This is a genomic window from Tundrisphaera macrotermitis, from assembly GCF_051175315.1.
Classification (GTDB): domain Bacteria; phylum Planctomycetota; class Planctomycetia; order Isosphaerales; family Isosphaeraceae; genus Tundrisphaera.
In genome coordinates this window covers 3,811,627-3,827,745 of sequence record NZ_CP195100.1, presented here as the reverse complement: position 1 = coordinate 3,827,745, position 16,119 = coordinate 3,811,627, and the positions used below count along the sequence as shown (strand labels likewise).

At 69.6% G+C, this 16,119-nt stretch carries 13 protein-coding genes; 9 read left to right on the top strand and 4 right to left on the bottom strand.

Features of this window, described 5'->3' with window-relative positions; all coding sequences use genetic code 11:
- Positions 1 to 112 precede the first annotated feature (112 nt).
- The 4 genes from TA3x_RS15430 (at position 113) to TA3x_RS15415 (ending at position 3,310) form a co-directional block, all read left to right on the top strand.
- The gene (locus TA3x_RS15430) at positions 113 to 811 is read left to right on the top strand and encodes a YggS family pyridoxal phosphate-dependent enzyme (RefSeq protein WP_435015545.1); all 699 of its coding nucleotides are present in this window, start codon (positions 113 to 115) and stop codon (positions 809 to 811) included.
- Positions 804 to 1,103, top strand: coding sequence for a DUF167 domain-containing protein (locus TA3x_RS15425; RefSeq protein WP_435015544.1), 300 nt, complete (start codon positions 804 to 806; stop codon positions 1,101 to 1,103). The genes TA3x_RS15430 and TA3x_RS15425 overlap by 8 nt, the downstream gene beginning before the upstream one ends.
- A gap of 50 nt (positions 1,104 to 1,153) precedes the next feature.
- A complete protein-coding gene (gene aroA / locus TA3x_RS15420; protein WP_435015543.1) occupies positions 1,154 to 2,452 on the top strand; it encodes a 3-phosphoshikimate 1-carboxyvinyltransferase in 1,299 nt (432 codons plus the stop codon).
- Between the two features lie 90 nt (positions 2,453 to 2,542).
- Positions 2,543 to 3,310, top strand: coding sequence for a vWA domain-containing protein (locus TA3x_RS15415; RefSeq protein ID WP_435015542.1), 768 nt, complete (start codon positions 2,543 to 2,545; stop codon positions 3,308 to 3,310).
- 28 nt (positions 3,311 to 3,338) lie between these two features.
- Here TA3x_RS15415 and TA3x_RS15410 read toward each other — a convergent pair whose 3' ends face one another.
- From TA3x_RS15410 to TA3x_RS15395, 4 genes are all read right to left on the bottom strand, one after another.
- Positions 3,339 to 4,688 (bottom strand): PHP domain-containing protein, encoded by a 1,350-nt coding sequence (locus TA3x_RS15410; protein WP_435015541.1) that lies wholly within the window; start codon positions 4,686 to 4,688, stop codon positions 3,339 to 3,341.
- Positions 4,689 to 4,720: 32 nt separating this feature from the next.
- Positions 4,721 to 5,569 carry a 3-keto-disaccharide hydrolase gene (locus TA3x_RS15405; RefSeq protein WP_435015540.1) on the bottom strand — a complete coding sequence of 283 codons (849 nt, stop codon included), beginning with the start codon at positions 5,567 to 5,569 and terminating at the stop codon, positions 4,721 to 4,723.
- A gap of 57 nt (positions 5,570 to 5,626) precedes the next feature.
- Positions 5,627 to 6,622: a metallophosphoesterase family protein gene (locus TA3x_RS15400; protein ID WP_435015539.1), complete on the bottom strand. Its 996-nt coding sequence runs from the start codon at positions 6,620 to 6,622 to the stop codon at positions 5,627 to 5,629.
- 156 nt (positions 6,623 to 6,778) lie between these two features.
- A complete protein-coding gene (locus tag TA3x_RS15395) occupies positions 6,779 to 8,185 on the bottom strand; it encodes a neutral/alkaline non-lysosomal ceramidase N-terminal domain-containing protein (protein WP_435015538.1) in 1,407 nt (468 codons plus the stop codon).
- 565 nt (positions 8,186 to 8,750) lie between these two features.
- On the opposite strand from TA3x_RS15395, the gene TA3x_RS15390 reads away from it, so the two are divergent.
- From TA3x_RS15390 to TA3x_RS15370, 5 genes are all read left to right on the top strand, one after another.
- Positions 8,751 to 10,115: an arylsulfatase gene (locus tag TA3x_RS15390; RefSeq protein ID WP_435015537.1), complete on the top strand. Its 1,365-nt coding sequence runs from the start codon at positions 8,751 to 8,753 to the stop codon at positions 10,113 to 10,115.
- A gap of 29 nt (positions 10,116 to 10,144) precedes the next feature.
- Positions 10,145 to 12,265, top strand: coding sequence for a prenyltransferase/squalene oxidase repeat-containing protein (locus TA3x_RS15385; protein ID WP_435015536.1), 2,121 nt, complete (start codon positions 10,145 to 10,147; stop codon positions 12,263 to 12,265).
- A gap of 136 nt (positions 12,266 to 12,401) precedes the next feature.
- Positions 12,402 to 13,673, top strand: coding sequence for an L-rhamnose isomerase (locus TA3x_RS15380; protein ID WP_435015535.1), 1,272 nt, complete (start codon positions 12,402 to 12,404; stop codon positions 13,671 to 13,673).
- Between the two features lie 5 nt (positions 13,674 to 13,678).
- The gene (locus TA3x_RS15375) at positions 13,679 to 15,190 is read left to right on the top strand and encodes a sugar ABC transporter ATP-binding protein (RefSeq protein ID WP_435015534.1); all 1,512 of its coding nucleotides are present in this window, start codon (positions 13,679 to 13,681) and stop codon (positions 15,188 to 15,190) included.
- Positions 15,187 to 16,119, top strand: a complete 933-nt coding sequence (locus TA3x_RS15370) for an ABC transporter permease (RefSeq protein ID WP_435015533.1) — start codon at positions 15,187 to 15,189, stop codon at positions 16,117 to 16,119. Before TA3x_RS15375 ends, TA3x_RS15370 begins: the two co-directional genes overlap by 4 nt.

Below are 16,119 nucleotides of genomic sequence, written 5' to 3'. Positions count from 1 at the left end.
CGGTGTCACGCCTCCGGTCTCCGGGGGCAAGCGATGCGTCCAGGTGCCTCCATAGGATAGACTGACCGGAGGCCGACGTCATCGGCCCTTCGAGTTCCTGCCTCAGGTTTCCATGAATCTCGATCGCCTGCGAGCAAATCTGGAATCGGTGCGTTCGAGGATGGCCGACGCCTCGCGACGGGCGGGCCGCGACACCTCCTCCACGACCCTGGTGGCCGTCACCAAGAAGAACCCAGCGGAGATGATCCGCGCCCTGGCCGGGCTCGGGGTCGACGTGCTCGGCGAGAACTATCCCCAGGAGCTCTGGGAGAAGGTCGATGGGCTCGCCGACCTGGACCTCCGATGGCATCTGATCGGGCACCTCCAGGGGAACAAGGCCCGCAAGACTCTCCCCCTGGTCCGGGTGGTCCACGGGGTCGACTCGCTCAAGCTCCTCCGCACCATCGACGGCCTGGCGGCCGAACTGGCCGACCCCCCGGCGGTCTGCCTCCAGGTCAACGCCTCGGGCGAGGCGTCCAAGCACGGATGGGGGCCGGACGCCCTGCTCGGCGACGCCGAGGCGATCGCCTCGGTCCGCAATGTCCGGATCGCAGGCCTCATGACCATGGCCGGTTACGGCACGACCAATGAGGAGGCCCGCCCCGCGTTCGTCCGCCTCCGCGAGGCCCGCGACCGCCTCCGCGAGGCCACCGGGCTCCCCCTGCCCGACCTATCGATGGGGATGTCCGGCGACTTCGAGGCCGCGATCGAGGAAGGCGCGTCGATGGTCCGCGTGGGATCGGCCCTGTTCGAAGGGGTGGCCGGTGATTGACCTGGCACGCCATGCCGAAGGGACGATCGTGCCGGTGCGGGCCCAGCCCAACGCCCGCAAGTCGGCCGTGCTCGGCGAACGCGCCGGGGCGCTCCGCGTGGGGGTGACGGTCGCCCCCGAGCGGGGCAAGGCCAACGAGGCGATCGCCGACGTGCTGGCCCAGGCCCTCGGCTGCCGCGCCTCGCAAGTCGTGCTGGTCGCCGGGGCGACCGCCCGTGATAAACGTTTCCTCGTCGTTGGCCTGGACCCCGAGGCCCTGCGACTCCGGATCGCCCCGCTGATCGGGGCGTGATCGCTCGTCTCGAACTCTCAACGGCCCCACCGAATCGGATCGCCCTTTCCATGCCCGACTACCCGCCCGAACTGACCATCACCCCCCTGCCCGGCCCATTCGCCCCGGCCCGGGTTCGCGTCCCCGGCTCCAAGAGCCTGACCAACCGCGCCCTGATCGTGGCCGCCCTGGCCGACGGCCCGAGCACCCTGACCGGGGCCCTGGACAGCGAAGACACCCGGGTCATGATCGAGGCCCTGCAGAAGCTCGGGATCGCCGTGGAGCATGACCCGGCCGCCGCCCGGATCGCCATCCAGGGCTGCTCCAACAAGATCCCCAAGAACGAGGCCGACCTGTTCGTCGCCAACTCGGGGACGAGCCTCCGGTTCCTCACCGCGATGGTCGCCACCGGATCGGGCACCTTCCGGCTCGACGGCACCCCCCGGATGAGGCAGAGGCCGGTCGCCGACCTGCTCCAGGCGCTCAACGGCCTGGGCGCCGACGCGAAGAGCGAGGCGGGGACCGGCTGCCCGCCCGTGGTCATCAAGGCGAGCGGGCTGGATGGGGGCTATGCGTTCGTGAAGGGGGACGTTTCCAGCCAGTTCCTCAGCGGGCTGCTGATGGCCTTGCCCTATGCCCGCGAGCAGGTCTCGGTCGAGGTCGACGGCGTCCTGGTGTCGAAGCCCTACATCGAAATGACCCTGGCCGTGATGCAGGAGTTCGGCGTCCGCGTCGGCAACCGGAAGTTCAAGCGGTTCGACGTCGAGCCGGGCCGCTACACTGGACGGACCTACGCCATCGAGCCCGACGCCTCGGCCGCGAGCTACTTCTTCGCCGCCGCGGCGATCACCGGCGGCACCGTGACCGTCGAGGGGCTGGGCACCGCGACCTTGCAGGGGGACCTCGCCTTCGTCGACCTCCTGGAGCATATGGGCTGCACCGTGACCCGGGAGAAGGGCTCCACGACCGTGACCGGCGGCCCCCTGCGCGGGATCGATGTCGACATGAACGCCATCAGCGACACGGTGATGACCCTCGCCGTGGTCGCCCTGTTCGCCCCGGGCATCACCCGGATCCGGAACGTGGCCCACATCCGGCACAAGGAGACCGACCGGATCGCGGCGGTCGCCACCGAGTTGCGGAAGCTGGGCGCCACCGTCGAGGAGAAGCCCGACGGCCTGATCATCTTCCCCCCGGCGGCGATCTCTCCGGCACGGATCGCCACCTACGAAGATCACCGGATGGCGATGGCCTTCTCCCTGGCGGGCCTCAAGGCCCCCGGCGTGACGATCCTCGACCCCGGCTGCGTGCGGAAGACCTATCCTGCCTATTGGGACGACCTGGCCCGACTGGGGCCGACGACTCCCTGATCGCGACCGCTTCCTGGCCTCCTGCCGATCCATGGGATAGGCTCGTGGGTCGGCAAACCGCGCCGGGTTCGATGCGACGGAGGTCCGGACATGCCCGATTCGATGGCCCGCCGCTTCGCGTGGATCATGGCGACCCTGCCCCTGGGATGGGCGTCCCTCCGGGCCGAGGGCGACGATCCACCGCCGACCTCGCGTCCGGCCGAGTCGCGGCCGAAAGGCGGTCCGGCCCGGGGCAAGGCGGCGATCGAGGACGATGGCCCGGCCGTGATGTCGGCCGAGGCCTTCGCCCGGTCCCGGGGCAAGGTTGCCCCCGAGGATCGGTACGGGAAGGAGCCCGACTGGACGCAGGTCCCGCCGTGGCGGCAGACCTCGTTCTTCGGCGTGAAGGCCGAGGGGCAACTGTTCATCTACGTGGTCGATTGCTCGGGCAGCATGGACGACGCCGGACGGCTCGACCGGGCCAAGCGCGAGCTGCGGAGGAGCATCGCGGCGCTCCAGTTTCCCCAGCGGTTCAAGGTGATCTTCTACAACGACCAGGCGATCCCGATGCCGGGTTCCCTGCCAAAGCCGGCCGACCGATCATCGAAGGATCAGCTTTCCGGCTGGCTCAACCTCGTCCAGGCCGACGGCGAGACCGACCCCCGGTCGTCGCTCTCGCTGGCCGTCGCCATGAAGCCCGACGCCGTCTTCCTGCTCTCCGACGGGGCGTTCCCCGACGGCACGGTCGAGGCCGTCGCCGGGCTCAACCCGGCCCGGATCCCGATCCATTGCATCGACCTGAGCGGCGGCCTGGCCGGCGAGGGCCTCCGCCGGATCGCCGACCAGTCGGGCGGACGATACGCCGCCCGCGGGGATTGAGCCGCGGGCGGCCGGCTTCGTGCCTGGGTCAACGCGGGGCGGGAGTGGCCTCGGGTTGCGCCCCGGCCGGGGGTCGGTTCGCGGCCAGCCATTCGACCCAGCCGACGGGCTGGGTCCAGGCCTGGGCCACCTGCCCCGGGAAGGACGGATTCTCCGGCGGCTGGTCCGAGGAAATCGTGGCGCGGACATAGAGTTCGTCGCCGGTGAGGCGATACTCGGCGACCGGCCCTTCGACGGTGGCCAGAATCTTCCCAACGGACTCGGAATAGCGCTGGGTGACGGGCAACGGCTTCCCCTCGGCGTCCAGGACCGGGCCGCGGGTGCGGTCGTAATCCTTCATCGTCCCGGTGAACCGGATCGTGTAGCGGGCCGATCCCTGGGGCTCGACCGCGACGGAAAGGGTGCGGGATTCGGCCGAGTACCGGACGTCCTTGAGCCTGACCCCGCTGGACGCGTAGAAGTCGCCCGCCTCCATCGCATGGATCAGTGACTCCGGGGTTAGGAAACGGGCCCGGACCTCGATCCAGCCCCGGCCCGGCGTCGATCCTTCCTCGCCGAAATAGTTGTGCGAGTCGTCGGTCCCCAGGCCATAGAGCGGGGCCGCATTCATCTCGCCGATGCGCAGGGTGTTCATGATATCCCACATCCGCTCGACCGGGGCGTGGGTGGCGTCGCCGAGCTGATTGGTGCCGGGGTGGCCGTTGTAGACCTCGAAGAAGTGTTCCCGCGTGACCATCGCCAGTTCCTCGGCGGTCACTCCCCAGCGGAAGTTGGGATGGTTGAGATGGGCCAGCATCGGCTGGCCGAACTTCTTGCTCTGGGCCTCCACGGCGGCGAGGTTGTTGGCCATCACGTCCGAAACGTCCTTGCCCCCCTGGGCCGGGATCACCTCCAGGACGTTGGTCACGCCCATGTGGACCGGCTTCTTGTCGAAGGTGTCGGTCAGCTCCTCGCCCTGGAACAGGAGGAACCGGCCCGCGCGCTCGAACAGGGGGCGATACTCCCCGAGCGGCTTGAGGCGGACTTCGAGATCCTTGCCCTGGCCCCGGGTCTCCACCCAGTTCTCTCCGAACCGCTTGCGATAGCGGTCCAGGCCATCCGGCCTCACCCGCTTCCCCCCCATCCACTTCTGCCCGACGCCCAGGATGTTGTGGTCGGACAGGGCGAGGAAGTGATAGTCGCGGCGGGCGTAGAAGTCGACGATCATCTCGGGGTAATCGTTGCCGTCGCTCCAGAGCGAGTGGGTATGGAGGTTGCCCTTGTACCACTTCGGCGCGTCGTCGAGCGGGGCCGGCTCGGCGACCGGGGATTGACCCCGGCCCGCCGACGGGAGCAGCGTCGCGAGCATCGCGAACGCGAGGAACAGGGTCTGACGCATGGAGAGGTCTCGGAGGGGCCTGGGTTGCGGGCTCACTTGGCGGGCTTGGCGGCGTCCGGCTTGATCAGGGGCCGGACCTCGATCTTGCGGAAGAAGAGTTCCGCCCCCTCCGACTGGAACTGGATCTTGCCTTCCGTGGGGGCGACCTTGGTCCCTTCGTTGACCAGGATGCCGTTCATCAGGACGACGATCCGGTCGCCGTCGCAGATGACCTCGGTGCGGTTCCACTGCCCGCGCGGCTTCTCGACGCCATACTTCTCGGGGGTGTCGATCACGTCCTTCCAGGCCGGGTCCCGGCCCCACCAGTTGATCCGCCCCTTCAGGCGTTCGGTGGCGGGCGAACCCGGATCGAAGTAGGGCTGCTTGTCCGGCCCGGTCCGGGTGGCGCTGGTCATCCGGGGCGTCCCCCGGAGGTTGAGCACGAGGAAGTCGCCGCAGCCCCCCTCGATGAGCTGGCACTCGATCGACTCCATCCACTGCCCGCCCCAGGCCCCGTCGGGGCCGATGCAGTGGAGCAGGATGCCCGAGTCGCGCGCGGCCTTGGCCCGCTTGTCCCAGGTCTTCTCGCCCCAACGCCACTCGGTGACCAGGTGATAATCGGAGAAGTTGCCGCCGGTCGACATCCCCCCGAAATCCTCGCCGGAGATTCGCAGCACCCCGTCCTGGACCGTGAAGACTTTTTGAGGGTCTTCGAATTTGTTGGTCTTGGTGTAGACATAAAAACCCGTCAAGTCTCGGCCGTTGAACTTCAGGAGGGGCTCGCCGGACTTCACCTCGGGGACGGCCCGGGCGAAGGCGGGGATCTCGAGTTCCTGGGCCGTTGCGGCCGGGGCGAGGATCGCGGCCAGGGACGCTGCCATCAGCGCGGGGAAGGATCGCATGGAGACTCTCTCTCGGGTCGGATTCGGGATGCGAGAAGGAGGAGCGGAGGGGATTGGTCAGGCGGGGTCGGCCACCCAGCCATAGGGGGTGTAGGTGCACTCGTGGGAGCCGTCGTCGTAGAGGTCCACCAGGGCATAGCCCTCGGCGAATCCGCGATTCTTGCCCTTCCACCACGAGCCGCACACGGCCCCGTTGCAATGGAAGTGGATCCCCTTGATCTCGACGTGCTCGACCTGATGCAGGTGGCCGCTCAGGCAGGCCTTGACGTTGGGGTGCTCGGCCATCAGGTTCACCAGGACCGCCGCATCGGAGTGGACGTGACCCTCCTCGATCACGATGTTCCCCAGCGGGTCGCGGGGGTTGGTGATCGGCAGGGCCGAGACGATCGGGACGTGCGACCAGATCAGGATCGGGGTGGTCTTCGGGACGGACGCCAGTTCGCGGCGGAACCAGTCGAGCTGCTCCTCGTCCAGGTAGGCTGAGTGCGACCCTTCCTTCTTGGGTCCGGCCGGCTGGACGCCGTCCAGCGCGATGAAGTGCCATCCGGCGCGGTCGAAGCTGTCATAGCGCCGGTCCAGGCCGAGGTGTTCCAGGGCCCAGTTCTTGCCGTAATCGGGCTCATTGCCGGTGGCCAGGCTCTTCTCCCGCTCCCATCCCCAGATGTCGTGGTTGCCGATGCAGGAGCGGAGCGGGATCGAGTTCTCCCCCTTGATGACCTTCTGGAACACGTCCCACTGCAGCTTGGTCCGGTCGCGCTTCTGCCGGGCGCTGTCCATCACGTGGTCGCCGCCGGTCAGGATCAGGTCGGGCTTGTCGGCCAGCGACTGGACGTGGTGAAGGCAGGCGGTCATCCCTTCGGGCGCGTGGCGTTCGGGCTGGACGTGGATGTCGGTGAGGTGGGCCACGCGGAGGACCCGCTTCCGCCCGGGGGGCGGCTGGGCCTGGCCGATGCCGGCGGAGGCCAGGACGCCGGCGGCGGCGCCCATGCCCGTCAGGAAGCCTCGGCGATCGACATGCCCGGGTGTGGAGGGGCTCCGGCCTGATGTCTCCATGATTCGAATTCCTCGGGGCGACCGGCGGGTCGGGGGTGGTCGGCGGGTTCGTCGGGGGCGGGGAGGCCCGGCGGGGAGGTCTGGTCGCTCAAGGTAGCGGGCGCCCCCGGCCCCCGCAAGCAGGAATCGGGGGCGATGCCCGAATCTCTACGATCGTCAGGGGGCCGCGACGGCGGTGGCCTCGCGGTGCATCTTCTTGAGGAGGGTCACCGCCGCGTCCACGAGCATCTCGCCCGACCCGGCCGCGACCCGCGAGCTGACGACCTCGTAGTTCCCCTGGCCGAAGGCCCGGCGGGACGGGATGTAGCCGATCGCGCCGTTGGCCAACTCGGCGATGATGGTGTCCCGGAACGGCGAGTCCTGCTTGATGGCCAGCCCCAGCTCGACGAAGATCTCGCCGGGCAGGGAGACCCAGGCGAGCTTGTCCCCCAGCGTGATGGCCTGGACCTCGACCTCGACCGGCTCGCCTTTCTGCTCGGCGACGTCGGCCACCTGGAACGCCTTGACCACCTCCAGGAAGGGCTGCGGCTTCCCCTTGGCGACGACGTTGGCGATGGCCGCTTTGGACGCCTCGACGTCGGCCGGGGTGATCGGGGCCGATGGGAGCTTGACCTTGACCCGCTCGACCCGCAGGGAGCCGGCCGTTTCGGGGGCGAGCCGGGGCCAGGCCCGCAGGACCTCGGCCGAGAGGATCACCCCCATCCGGGCGGCGTTCTCGTGCCCCTTCTGGGGGTCACCCCAGTTCACGTTGATGTGGTTGATGTCGCCGCAGCAGCCCGAGGTGTAGACCGTGACCATCTCCGGGCCCTTGAATCGCCCGAGCAGGTCGGCGACGGTGGCCGGCATGTCGCCCGAGAACTCGGCCCCGCCCACATTGTCCAGGTGGACGGCGTGGTTGACGTAGGTGGCCAGCGGGGCGCGGTCCTGGTCGGCGGACTCGAAGTAGACGACGGCCACGTCCGGGTCGATCGTGCCTGCCGGCTTGAGGATCCGGGGGTTCAGCTTGCCGGGGTTCCATCCGACCGACCCGTCGGTCATGTGAAAGCGGCGATTGAAGCTGATCGCCGTCTCCTGGCCCCGGGCCGTCGCCACCCGCGCCGGCCGGAGCGCCGCGTCGGCCTTCCGGACGCACTCGGCGATCTTGCCGGGGAGCGCCGCGGAATAGTTCACGGCCAGCTCGTTCCGGCCGGTATAGGCCTCGCCGTAGGCCCCCCACCCCTGGAGGTCCGGGCCGGTGTGGGCGTGCGTGGCCGAGATCATCACGGCGTCGCCCGGGACCTTCCCCTGGGCCTCGATCGCGGCCCGGGTCAGCTCGACCAGCTTCCGGGGCGTGCTGATGAGATCCAGCGAGACCATCGCCGCCTTCTTGCCGTCGCGTTCCAGGACGATCGCCTTGGCGTAGAGCGGGTCGTGCACCCCCTGGGACAGCCGTTCGGAATAATATCCCGCCATCGGCGTGCCGATCGGCGGGGTGATGTCCACCGTCGCCGCGCCGACCTTGAACTCCTCGGACCGGGCGGTCCCGACCGTCATCAACGCGAGAAACACGAGGCTGAGGCGCATGAACTCTCCTCCGGGTGGGATCCGAGGGCGGGCCGATCGGGCCGCCCCCGGACGACGTCTTGCAGGGTGGGCCGCCTCACCCTACACGGAGAGGAGGCCCTTTCCCACGATTTGATCCCGGATCGCCGGTCGTAGGCCTCGGCTCCCCGACCGGCCGTCGATCTGGACCGGACGGATCCTGTCGGCAAGCCGGAGAAGACCAGCCGTCGGCCATCCGGCGCGACGTCGACCGACATCCAGGTCCCTCCCCGGAAGTCGATGCGGACCATCGGCCCGGCGAGGGCGGGATACGCGAATCCGATCGCGGCGAGGAGGCCGGCGAACCAGCGAGGAATGCTCAAGGCGGGTTCCCGACGGGTCGTTCCAGGAGAGTCGTCGACCCGCGCAAGGGGACGCTGGCTCGGACAGAACGGACGGCCCGAGCCCGCGGGCCAGGCCGATGGTTTGCTATCGCCGCGGTGACCGGCCCTGGCGGAACACGGTGGGGGCCATTACCGTAGCCGGGGAGCCGGGCGCGGGCGGGGGTCGCCATCGCTGCCCGGCGCGGAGAAAGGATCCACCCCTCATGACGCCGGGACCTCTGCGCTCGTTCGCCCCCACGTTGGCCGCCCTCCTCGCCTGCGCCTTGCTGGCCCCCCGCACGATGGCCGCCGAGCCGTCCCGGCCGAATGTGATCCTGATCCTCGCGGACGATCTGGGCTATGGCGACCTCGGCTGCTTCGGCCAGAAACACATCAAGACGCCGAACATCGATCGCCTGGCCACCGAGGGGATCAAATTCACCCACGCCTATGCCGGCGCCACCGTGTGCGCGCCGTCCCGCTGCTCGCTGATGACGGGCAAGCACAACGGCCACGCGTTTATCCGGGGCAACCTGGAGGTGAAGCCCGAAGGCCAGACGCCGATGCCGGGCGACACCTTCACCGTCGCCCACCTGATGAAGAAGGCTGGATACACCACCGGGCTGATCGGCAAGTGGGGGCTGGGCCACCCCGGGTCGGCGAGCACGCCCGAGAAGATGGGGTTCGACCACTTCTTCGGCTACAACTGCCAGAGGATGGCCCACGAATATTATCCCGAATACCTCTGGCGCGACACGCAGAAGGTCATGCTCGACGGCAAGGCCTACTCGCACGACCTCATGGCCGCCGATGCCCTCGACTTCATCCGGTCCAACAAGGATCGGCCGTTCTTCCTCGACCTCTCGTTCACGATCCCCCACTCCAAGCTCCAGGTGCCCGACCTCGGGCCGTATGCCGACGAATCCTGGCCCGACGACCTCAAGAAGCTGGCCGCCATGATCACCCGCATGGACGGCGACGTCGGGCGGCTGATGGCGTTGGTCAAGGAACTCGGGATCGATGATCGGACCCTGGTGATGTTCGCCAGCGACAACGGGGCGGCCTACAACGACGAGTTGTTCGACCACTCCGGCCCGTTGCGCGGCCGCAAGCGCGACATGTACGAAGGGGGCATCCGGACCCCGGTGGTCGCCCGCTGGCCGGGCCGGATCAAGCCGGGCGTCGTCAGCGAGCAGGTCTGGGCCTTCTGGGACATCCTACCCACCCTCGCCGACCTCACCGGGCAGACCGCCCCGGCGGGGATCGACGGCATCTCGATCCTGCCGGCCCTGCTCGACAACAAGCCGGTCGACCACCCGCCCCTCTACTGGGAGTTCCACGAGCGTGGGTTCGATCAGGCGGCCCGGATCGGCGATTGGAAGGCGGTGAAGGTCGGCCGAAACGGACCCATCGAACTTTATGACCTGAAGGCGGATGTCGGCGAGGCGCGCGATGTGGCGTCGCAGCACCCGGACCTCGTCGAGAAGTTCCGGGCGTTCCTCAAGACGGCCCGCGTCGAATCCGAGATCTGGCCGGTGCGGGAACGCCCCGCGACCAAAAAGGCCCGGGCCAAGTCGGAGGCGGAGTGATGGCGGGCGGGCTCGACGGGCGGACGGACATGAACCGACGATCCTGGCTCAAGGCGATCGCGGCGGCCGAGATCGCGGCGGGCCTGCCATGGCCCGTCCGGGCGCGGGGCGACGAGGCCCGCTCCGGATGGGTGGCCGGGATCTCGGCCTACCTGGCGACCCTGGCCCGGCCGGGCGGGGGCTATGCCTGGGACTCGCAGGCGGAGGCCCACCTGACGCCGACCTTCGCCGCGATCGGTATCCACCACCTCCTCGGGGTCGATCCTCCCGACCGCGACGCGCTGGCGGAGTTCGTCCGCACCCATCACCCCGAGCGATTGAAGAAGCTCGAACAGGAGCGTCGCGAATTCACCTACCTGCAGATCCAGGCCCTGGCCTGGCTCGGCGCGGATGCCTCGTCCTTCCGCGATCAGGTCCGGGGATGGACCCGCCCGAAGCCGTATCTGCCCCAGTACGAGAAACACCGCTATCCCGTCTTCCGTTCCCAACTCACGGCGTTCACCTGCCGCGAATTGCTCGGGCTGCCGATCGACGAGCTGACGCCGGCATTCGTCCCCTATCTCGATGCCCGGCGCCGCGAGAATGGCAGCTTCAACAACACGCCCGCGTCCGACGGCGGCGATGGGCATGTGATGAACACCTGGTGGGGCCTCCGGGCCCTCCGCATCCTGGGCCGGTCGGCCGAGAAGCGTGATGAGACCGTCGCCTGGCTCCGCGCCTGCCAACTGCCGGGCGGCGGATTCACCTACCGCCCCGGCGCCGACATCGGTGGCGTCGACGATGGGGCCTATACCAGGGCGGCCGTCCGCGCCCTCCACCTCCTGAACGCGGCCCCGGCCGATCCGCAGCAGTGCCTGGCCTACCTCGCCTCGCTCTGGAACGACGACGGCGGGGCCGGGGATCGTCCCGGATGGCCCAGCAACCCATCGGCGACCTATCAGGCCCTCGACGCCCTCGCGGCCCTGGGCAAGTTGGAAACGGATCGGCCACCGATCGGCCGGAACAGGCCGCGATCGAAGCCCCTTCCACCCGGCTTGAAGGTCTTCAGCGCCCAGATCGAAGCCCACGGGCAGGGCAGCCCGGCCGATGCGGTGACGCTGGCCGGGGCGTTGAAGATCCACCTCTGGGGGGCCAAGAACCCCGAACCGGGGTGGGTGGAACGGGCCCAGGCGATCGCCGACCGCGACCGGGTCCCCGTCCAATTTTTTGTCTCCAACGAGGAGTATGGCACCTGGGTCGACATGCCCGGGCTGGGGACCTACAGCCACACCAGCGACGTGATGGCGCCGGCCGGGATCGACTTTGGGCCGTCGCTGGGCGATCGCGGGGTCTGGTCCTGGCCGAAATTCCGGGCGAAGCGGCTCGAACCCCTGCAACGGGCGGGCGGGCGGCTGGTCTGGCAGTTCGGCGAGAACGAGGAACTGGTGCGGATCTTCCTCGACGATTCGCGGGAAAGGGGCGGCTACGCGGCGATCAGCACCTTCCACTTCGGCAACCCGGACTTCACCAACACCGAACCGTTCCTGCTCCGCTACCGAGGCCGGATCCCGTTCGTCGCCCTCCAGGATGCCCACGGCGACGAGCCCTGGTGGTTCGCCGACATGACCACCGGCTTCCGGACCTTGTTCCTCGCCAGCGAACCGACCTGGGACGGCTGGATCGAGGCGCTCCGCGAAGATCGCGTGGTGGCCGTCCGCCACGACGCGGTCAGCGGCTTCAAGACCTGGATGCACGGCGGCTCGCCGGAGGTCCTGGAGGTCGTTCGCCGCGACGAGGCCCGATGGAAGTGGTGGGACAACCCCGAGATCCGTCGTCCGCTCGTTTCCCTGGTCGCGGTCGCGCCCGGCGATGCCTTCGAAGCGGCCCGGCCCGACATCGGGTTCGCGATCCGGGTCCGCTGCGCCTGGGAGAACACCGGCCCGGGGATGCCGTCCCGACCGCTGGCCGAGTTGGAGAGCCTCGCCGTGGATGGGGAGGTGGTCGCCCCGGCCCTCGTCGCGAAGAAGCGGCCCAACGGGACGGGCCTCGTCGACCATTATCATGTCCATCCCATCGCCCAGCCCCGCCCCGGCCGCCATACGGCCACGGCGGTGGTCCGGGACATCCGGACCGGGATTGAAGCGGAACGATCCATCTCCTTCGATGTGTGATGGCGGGCCGGTCGTCGCGCGTGGCCGTCGGCGGTCGGGCGGCCCGCCGGGGCCTCGCATGCCGCGAAGTCATGACGTAAACTAGGCGCCGATCCGGCAGGCAATTCACGATGATGGGAACGGGGCGAGGCGTCCGATGGCGACCGCGACGCGTCAGGTAGAGCTCGCCTACGAGGCGGCGCGGGAACGATATGCGGAGATCGATGTCGACGTCGAGGCCGCCCTCGATCGACTCTCGCGGGTGGCCATCTCCCTGCACTGCTGGCAGGGGGACGACGTCGGCGGCTTCGAGGCGTCCGGCGAGGCGATCGGCGGCGGCCTCGCCGTGACCGGGAATCATCCCGGCAAGGCCCGCACCGCCGACGAACTGCGGGCCGACCTCGACAGGACGTTTTCGCTCATTCCCGGGACGCACCGGCTCAACCTCCACGCCAGCTACGCCGAGACAGGCGGCCGCCGCGTCGAGCGCGACGCGTTGGCCCCGGAGCATTTCCGAAGGTGGATCGACTGGGCGGGCGACCGTGGGTTGGGGATGGACTTCAACCCGACCTTCTTCGCCCACCCCCTGGCTGCCGACGGGTATACCCTGGCCCATCCGGATCCGGGAGTCCGCCGGTTCTGGGTCGATCACGGCAAGGCGTGCCGGAAGATCGGCGCCGCGATCGGCGAATCCCGCGGCTCGGCGTGCATCACGAACATCTGGATCCCCGACGGGTCCAAGGACACGCCCGTGGATCGCCGGGGGCCGCGGGAACGGCTTCGCGAATCGCTCGACGAAATCCTGGCCGAGCCGATCCTGCCCGAGTGGAACCGGGACGCCGTGGAGAGCAAGCTGTTCGGCCTCGGGTCGGAGGCGTATGTCGTCGGCTCGCACGAGTTCTACCTGGGCTATGCCATCACCCGCTCGACGCTGCTCTGCCTCGACGCGGGGCACTTCCACCCGACCGAGGTGATCTCCGACAAGATCTCGGCGGTCCTGGAATGGCTCGACGAGATCCTCCTCCACGTCAGCCGAGGCGTGCGGTGGGATAGCGATCACGTCGTGACCCTGACCGACGAGTTGCTGGCGATCGCCCAGGAGACGGTCCGGGGCGGCTACCTCGACCGGGTCCGGTTCGGACTCGACTTCTTCGATGCCAGCATCAACCGGCTGGCCGCCTGGGTCATCGGCTCGCGGAACCTGCTCAAGGCGATCCTGATCGCTCTCCTGGAGCCGACCGCCACCCTCCGCCGTCGCGAGGACGATGGCGACCTGACGGCCCGGCTCGCCTTGATGGAGGAGGCCCGGATGCTCCCGTTCGCCGCCGTGTGGGACCAGTATTGCCTGCGGAACGACGTCCCGGTTGGCCCGGCGTGGCTGGCGGAGGTCAAGGCGTACGAGCGCGACGTGCTCGCGGCCCGGGGGTGACGCGCGTGGCGGATACGCTCCTCGAAATGACCGGCATCGTCAAATCGTTCGCCGGGGTCCGGGCCCTCAAGGGGGTCTCGTTCGACCTGCGGGCGGGCGAGGTCCATGCCCTGGTGGGCGAGAACGGCGCCGGGAAGTCGACGTTGATCAAGGTCATCACCGGGGCCCACCGGCCCGATGCCGGGACGATGGCCGTGCGGGGCGAGCCGGTCGAGGCGAACGACCCGGTCCTGGCCAGGCGCCTGGGGATCGCGGCCATCTACCAGCAGCCGGCCCTGTTCCCCGACCTGACCGTCGCCGAGAACCTGGCGATCGGACTGGAGGCGGGCGGCCCGTGGCGGGTCGTCCGCTGGAAGCATCGCCGCGAGCGGGCCCGGCTCCTCCTCGAACGAGTCGGGGCCGAGATCGACCCGGGTGTCGAGGCCGGCCGGCTGTCGATGCCCGAGCAGCAGCTCGTCGAGATCGCGCGGGCGGTCGGCGCCGAGGCGAAGATCGTGATCATGGACGAGCCCACGGCGTCCCTGACCGACCGCGAGGTCGAGCGTTTGTTCCGCGTGATCGGGGAGATGAAGGCCCGGGGCGTCGGGGTCATCTATATCTCGCACCGGCTCGAAGAGTTGCCCCGGATCGCCGACCGCGTCACCGCGCTACGGGACGGCACCCTGGTCGGGACGCGGCCGATGGGCCAGACCGATCGGAACGAACTGATCCGCATGATGGTCGGCCGCGAGCTGTCGTCCGTCTTCCCCAAGACTGCGGTCCCGATCGGCGAGGAGGTCCTCCGGGTCGAGGGGCTCACCTGCCGCGAGTCCGGCGTGGACGACGTCTCCTTCGAGGTGCGGGCCGGCGAGATCTTCGGCCTGGCCGGGCTGATCGGCGCGGGGCGGACCGAACTGGCCCGCGTCCTGTTCGGGATCACCCCGGCCGACTCGGGCACGATCGCCCTGCGCGGATCCGAGGTGGCGATCGAGTCGCCGGGCGAGGCCGCGAATCTGGGGATCGCCTACGTCCCCGAGGATCGCCGCCACCACGGGGTGATCCCCGAGATGAGCGTGGCCGCCAACTGCACCCTGGCCACGCTGCGATGGGTTTCCCGGTTCGGCTTCCTGGACTTCGAGCATGAGCGGGGCGTGGCCTTCGGGCTGGTCGATCAGCTCGGGATCAAGGCGGCGTCGATCGACGTCCCGGTGGCGAACCTGTCGGGCGGCAATCAGCAGAAGGTGGCCCTGGCCCGCTGGCTGGCGGCGGGGCCGAGCGTGATGATCCTGGACGAGCCGACGCAGGGGGTGGACGTGGGGGCCAAGGCCGAGATCCATCGCCTGATGGGCGAGCTGGCCGCGAAGGGGATGGCGATCCTGATGATCTCGTCGGAACTGCCCGAGGTCCTCGGCATGAGCGACCGGATCGGCGTGATGCACGGAGGACGGCTGGTCGGCATCCTCGGCCGCGACGGAGCGACCCCGGAGGCCATCCTGGACCTGGCGCTGGGGCGGGTGGAATCGGCGGTGGCGTCGTGAGCTTCGGCCGCTATCGTCGCGAGCTTTCGGTCCTGCTCGCCTATGTCCTGATCCTGCTCGTGCTGGCCTGGCGGACGCCCGGGTTCTTCGGCCCCACCCCCTTGCGCGACCTGGTCGTGAAGAATGCCCCGGTGCTGGTGGCCACGGTCGGGATGACGCTAGTCATCCTCTGCCGGCACATCGACCTGTCGGTCGGATCGCAGGTCGGCGCCTGCGGCATCGCCGCCGGACTGCTTGCCCGCGCCGGGGTGCCGATGCCGTTGGTGGGACTGGGCACCATCCTGACCGGGGGGCTCCTGGGCGCGGTCAACGGCCTGCTGGTCGCCGGGCTGGGGTTGCCGTCGATCGTGGTGACGCTGGCCACCCTGGTGATCCTCCGCGAAGGCGTCCGCTTCTCCCGCGAGGGGGCGTTCGTGGACGGCTTGCCCGCGACATTCCAGTGGCTCGGGCTGGGTCAGACCTCCGGGCAGTGGTGCGTGGTCGCGGCGGCGGCCGTCGTTTTCGTGGCGGCGGGCTGGGGGATGCGCTACCTGGCGGCGGGCCGGGCGATCTATGCGACCGGGTCCGACCCCGAGGCGGCACGCCTGGCGGGCATCCGGCCGAGGCTGGTCACCTTCTGGGCGTTCGCCGCGATGGGGGCGCTGGCCGGGCTGGCCGCGCTCCTGATGGTCGTCCAGTTGCCGAGCGTCGACCCCCGGACCGGCTCGGGGCTGGAGATGCAGGTCATCGCCTCGGCGGTGGTCGGCGGGGTGGCGATCGCGGGCGGGCGCGGGACTTTGGCCGGGACCCTGATCGGCGTGGCCCTGCTGGGCTCGATCTCGGCGGCCCTGGTGTTCCTGGGCACCCGCCCCGAGTGGGAGAAGGCGATCCAGGGGCTCATCATCCTCTTGGCCGTCGCCTCGGACGGCCTGGCCCGGGGGAGGCGCTGA

Coding starts and splice junctions, on each gene's coding strand:
- TA3x_RS15415 (WP_435015542.1), top strand. CDS start 2,543: ATGCCCGATTCGATGGCCCGCCGCTTCGCGTGGATCATGGCGACCCTG.
- TA3x_RS15385 (WP_435015536.1), top strand. CDS start 10,145: ATGAACCGACGATCCTGGCTCAAGGCGATCGCGGCGGCCGAGATCGCG.
- TA3x_RS15390 (WP_435015537.1), top strand. CDS start 8,751: ATGACGCCGGGACCTCTGCGCTCGTTCGCCCCCACGTTGGCCGCCCTC.
- TA3x_RS15380 (WP_435015535.1), top strand. CDS start 12,402: ATGGCGACCGCGACGCGTCAGGTAGAGCTCGCCTACGAGGCGGCGCGG.
- aroA (WP_435015543.1), top strand. CDS start 1,154: ATGCCCGACTACCCGCCCGAACTGACCATCACCCCCCTGCCCGGCCCA.
- TA3x_RS15405 (WP_435015540.1), bottom strand. CDS start 5,569: ATGCGATCCTTCCCCGCGCTGATGGCAGCGTCCCTGGCCGCGATCCTC.
- TA3x_RS15395 (WP_435015538.1), bottom strand. CDS start 8,185: ATGCGCCTCAGCCTCGTGTTTCTCGCGTTGATGACGGTCGGGACCGCC.
- TA3x_RS15400 (WP_435015539.1), bottom strand. CDS start 6,622: ATGGAGACATCAGGCCGGAGCCCCTCCACACCCGGGCATGTCGATCGC.
- TA3x_RS15410 (WP_435015541.1), bottom strand. CDS start 4,688: ATGCGTCAGACCCTGTTCCTCGCGTTCGCGATGCTCGCGACGCTGCTC.
- TA3x_RS15430 (WP_435015545.1), top strand. CDS start 113: ATGAATCTCGATCGCCTGCGAGCAAATCTGGAATCGGTGCGTTCGAGG.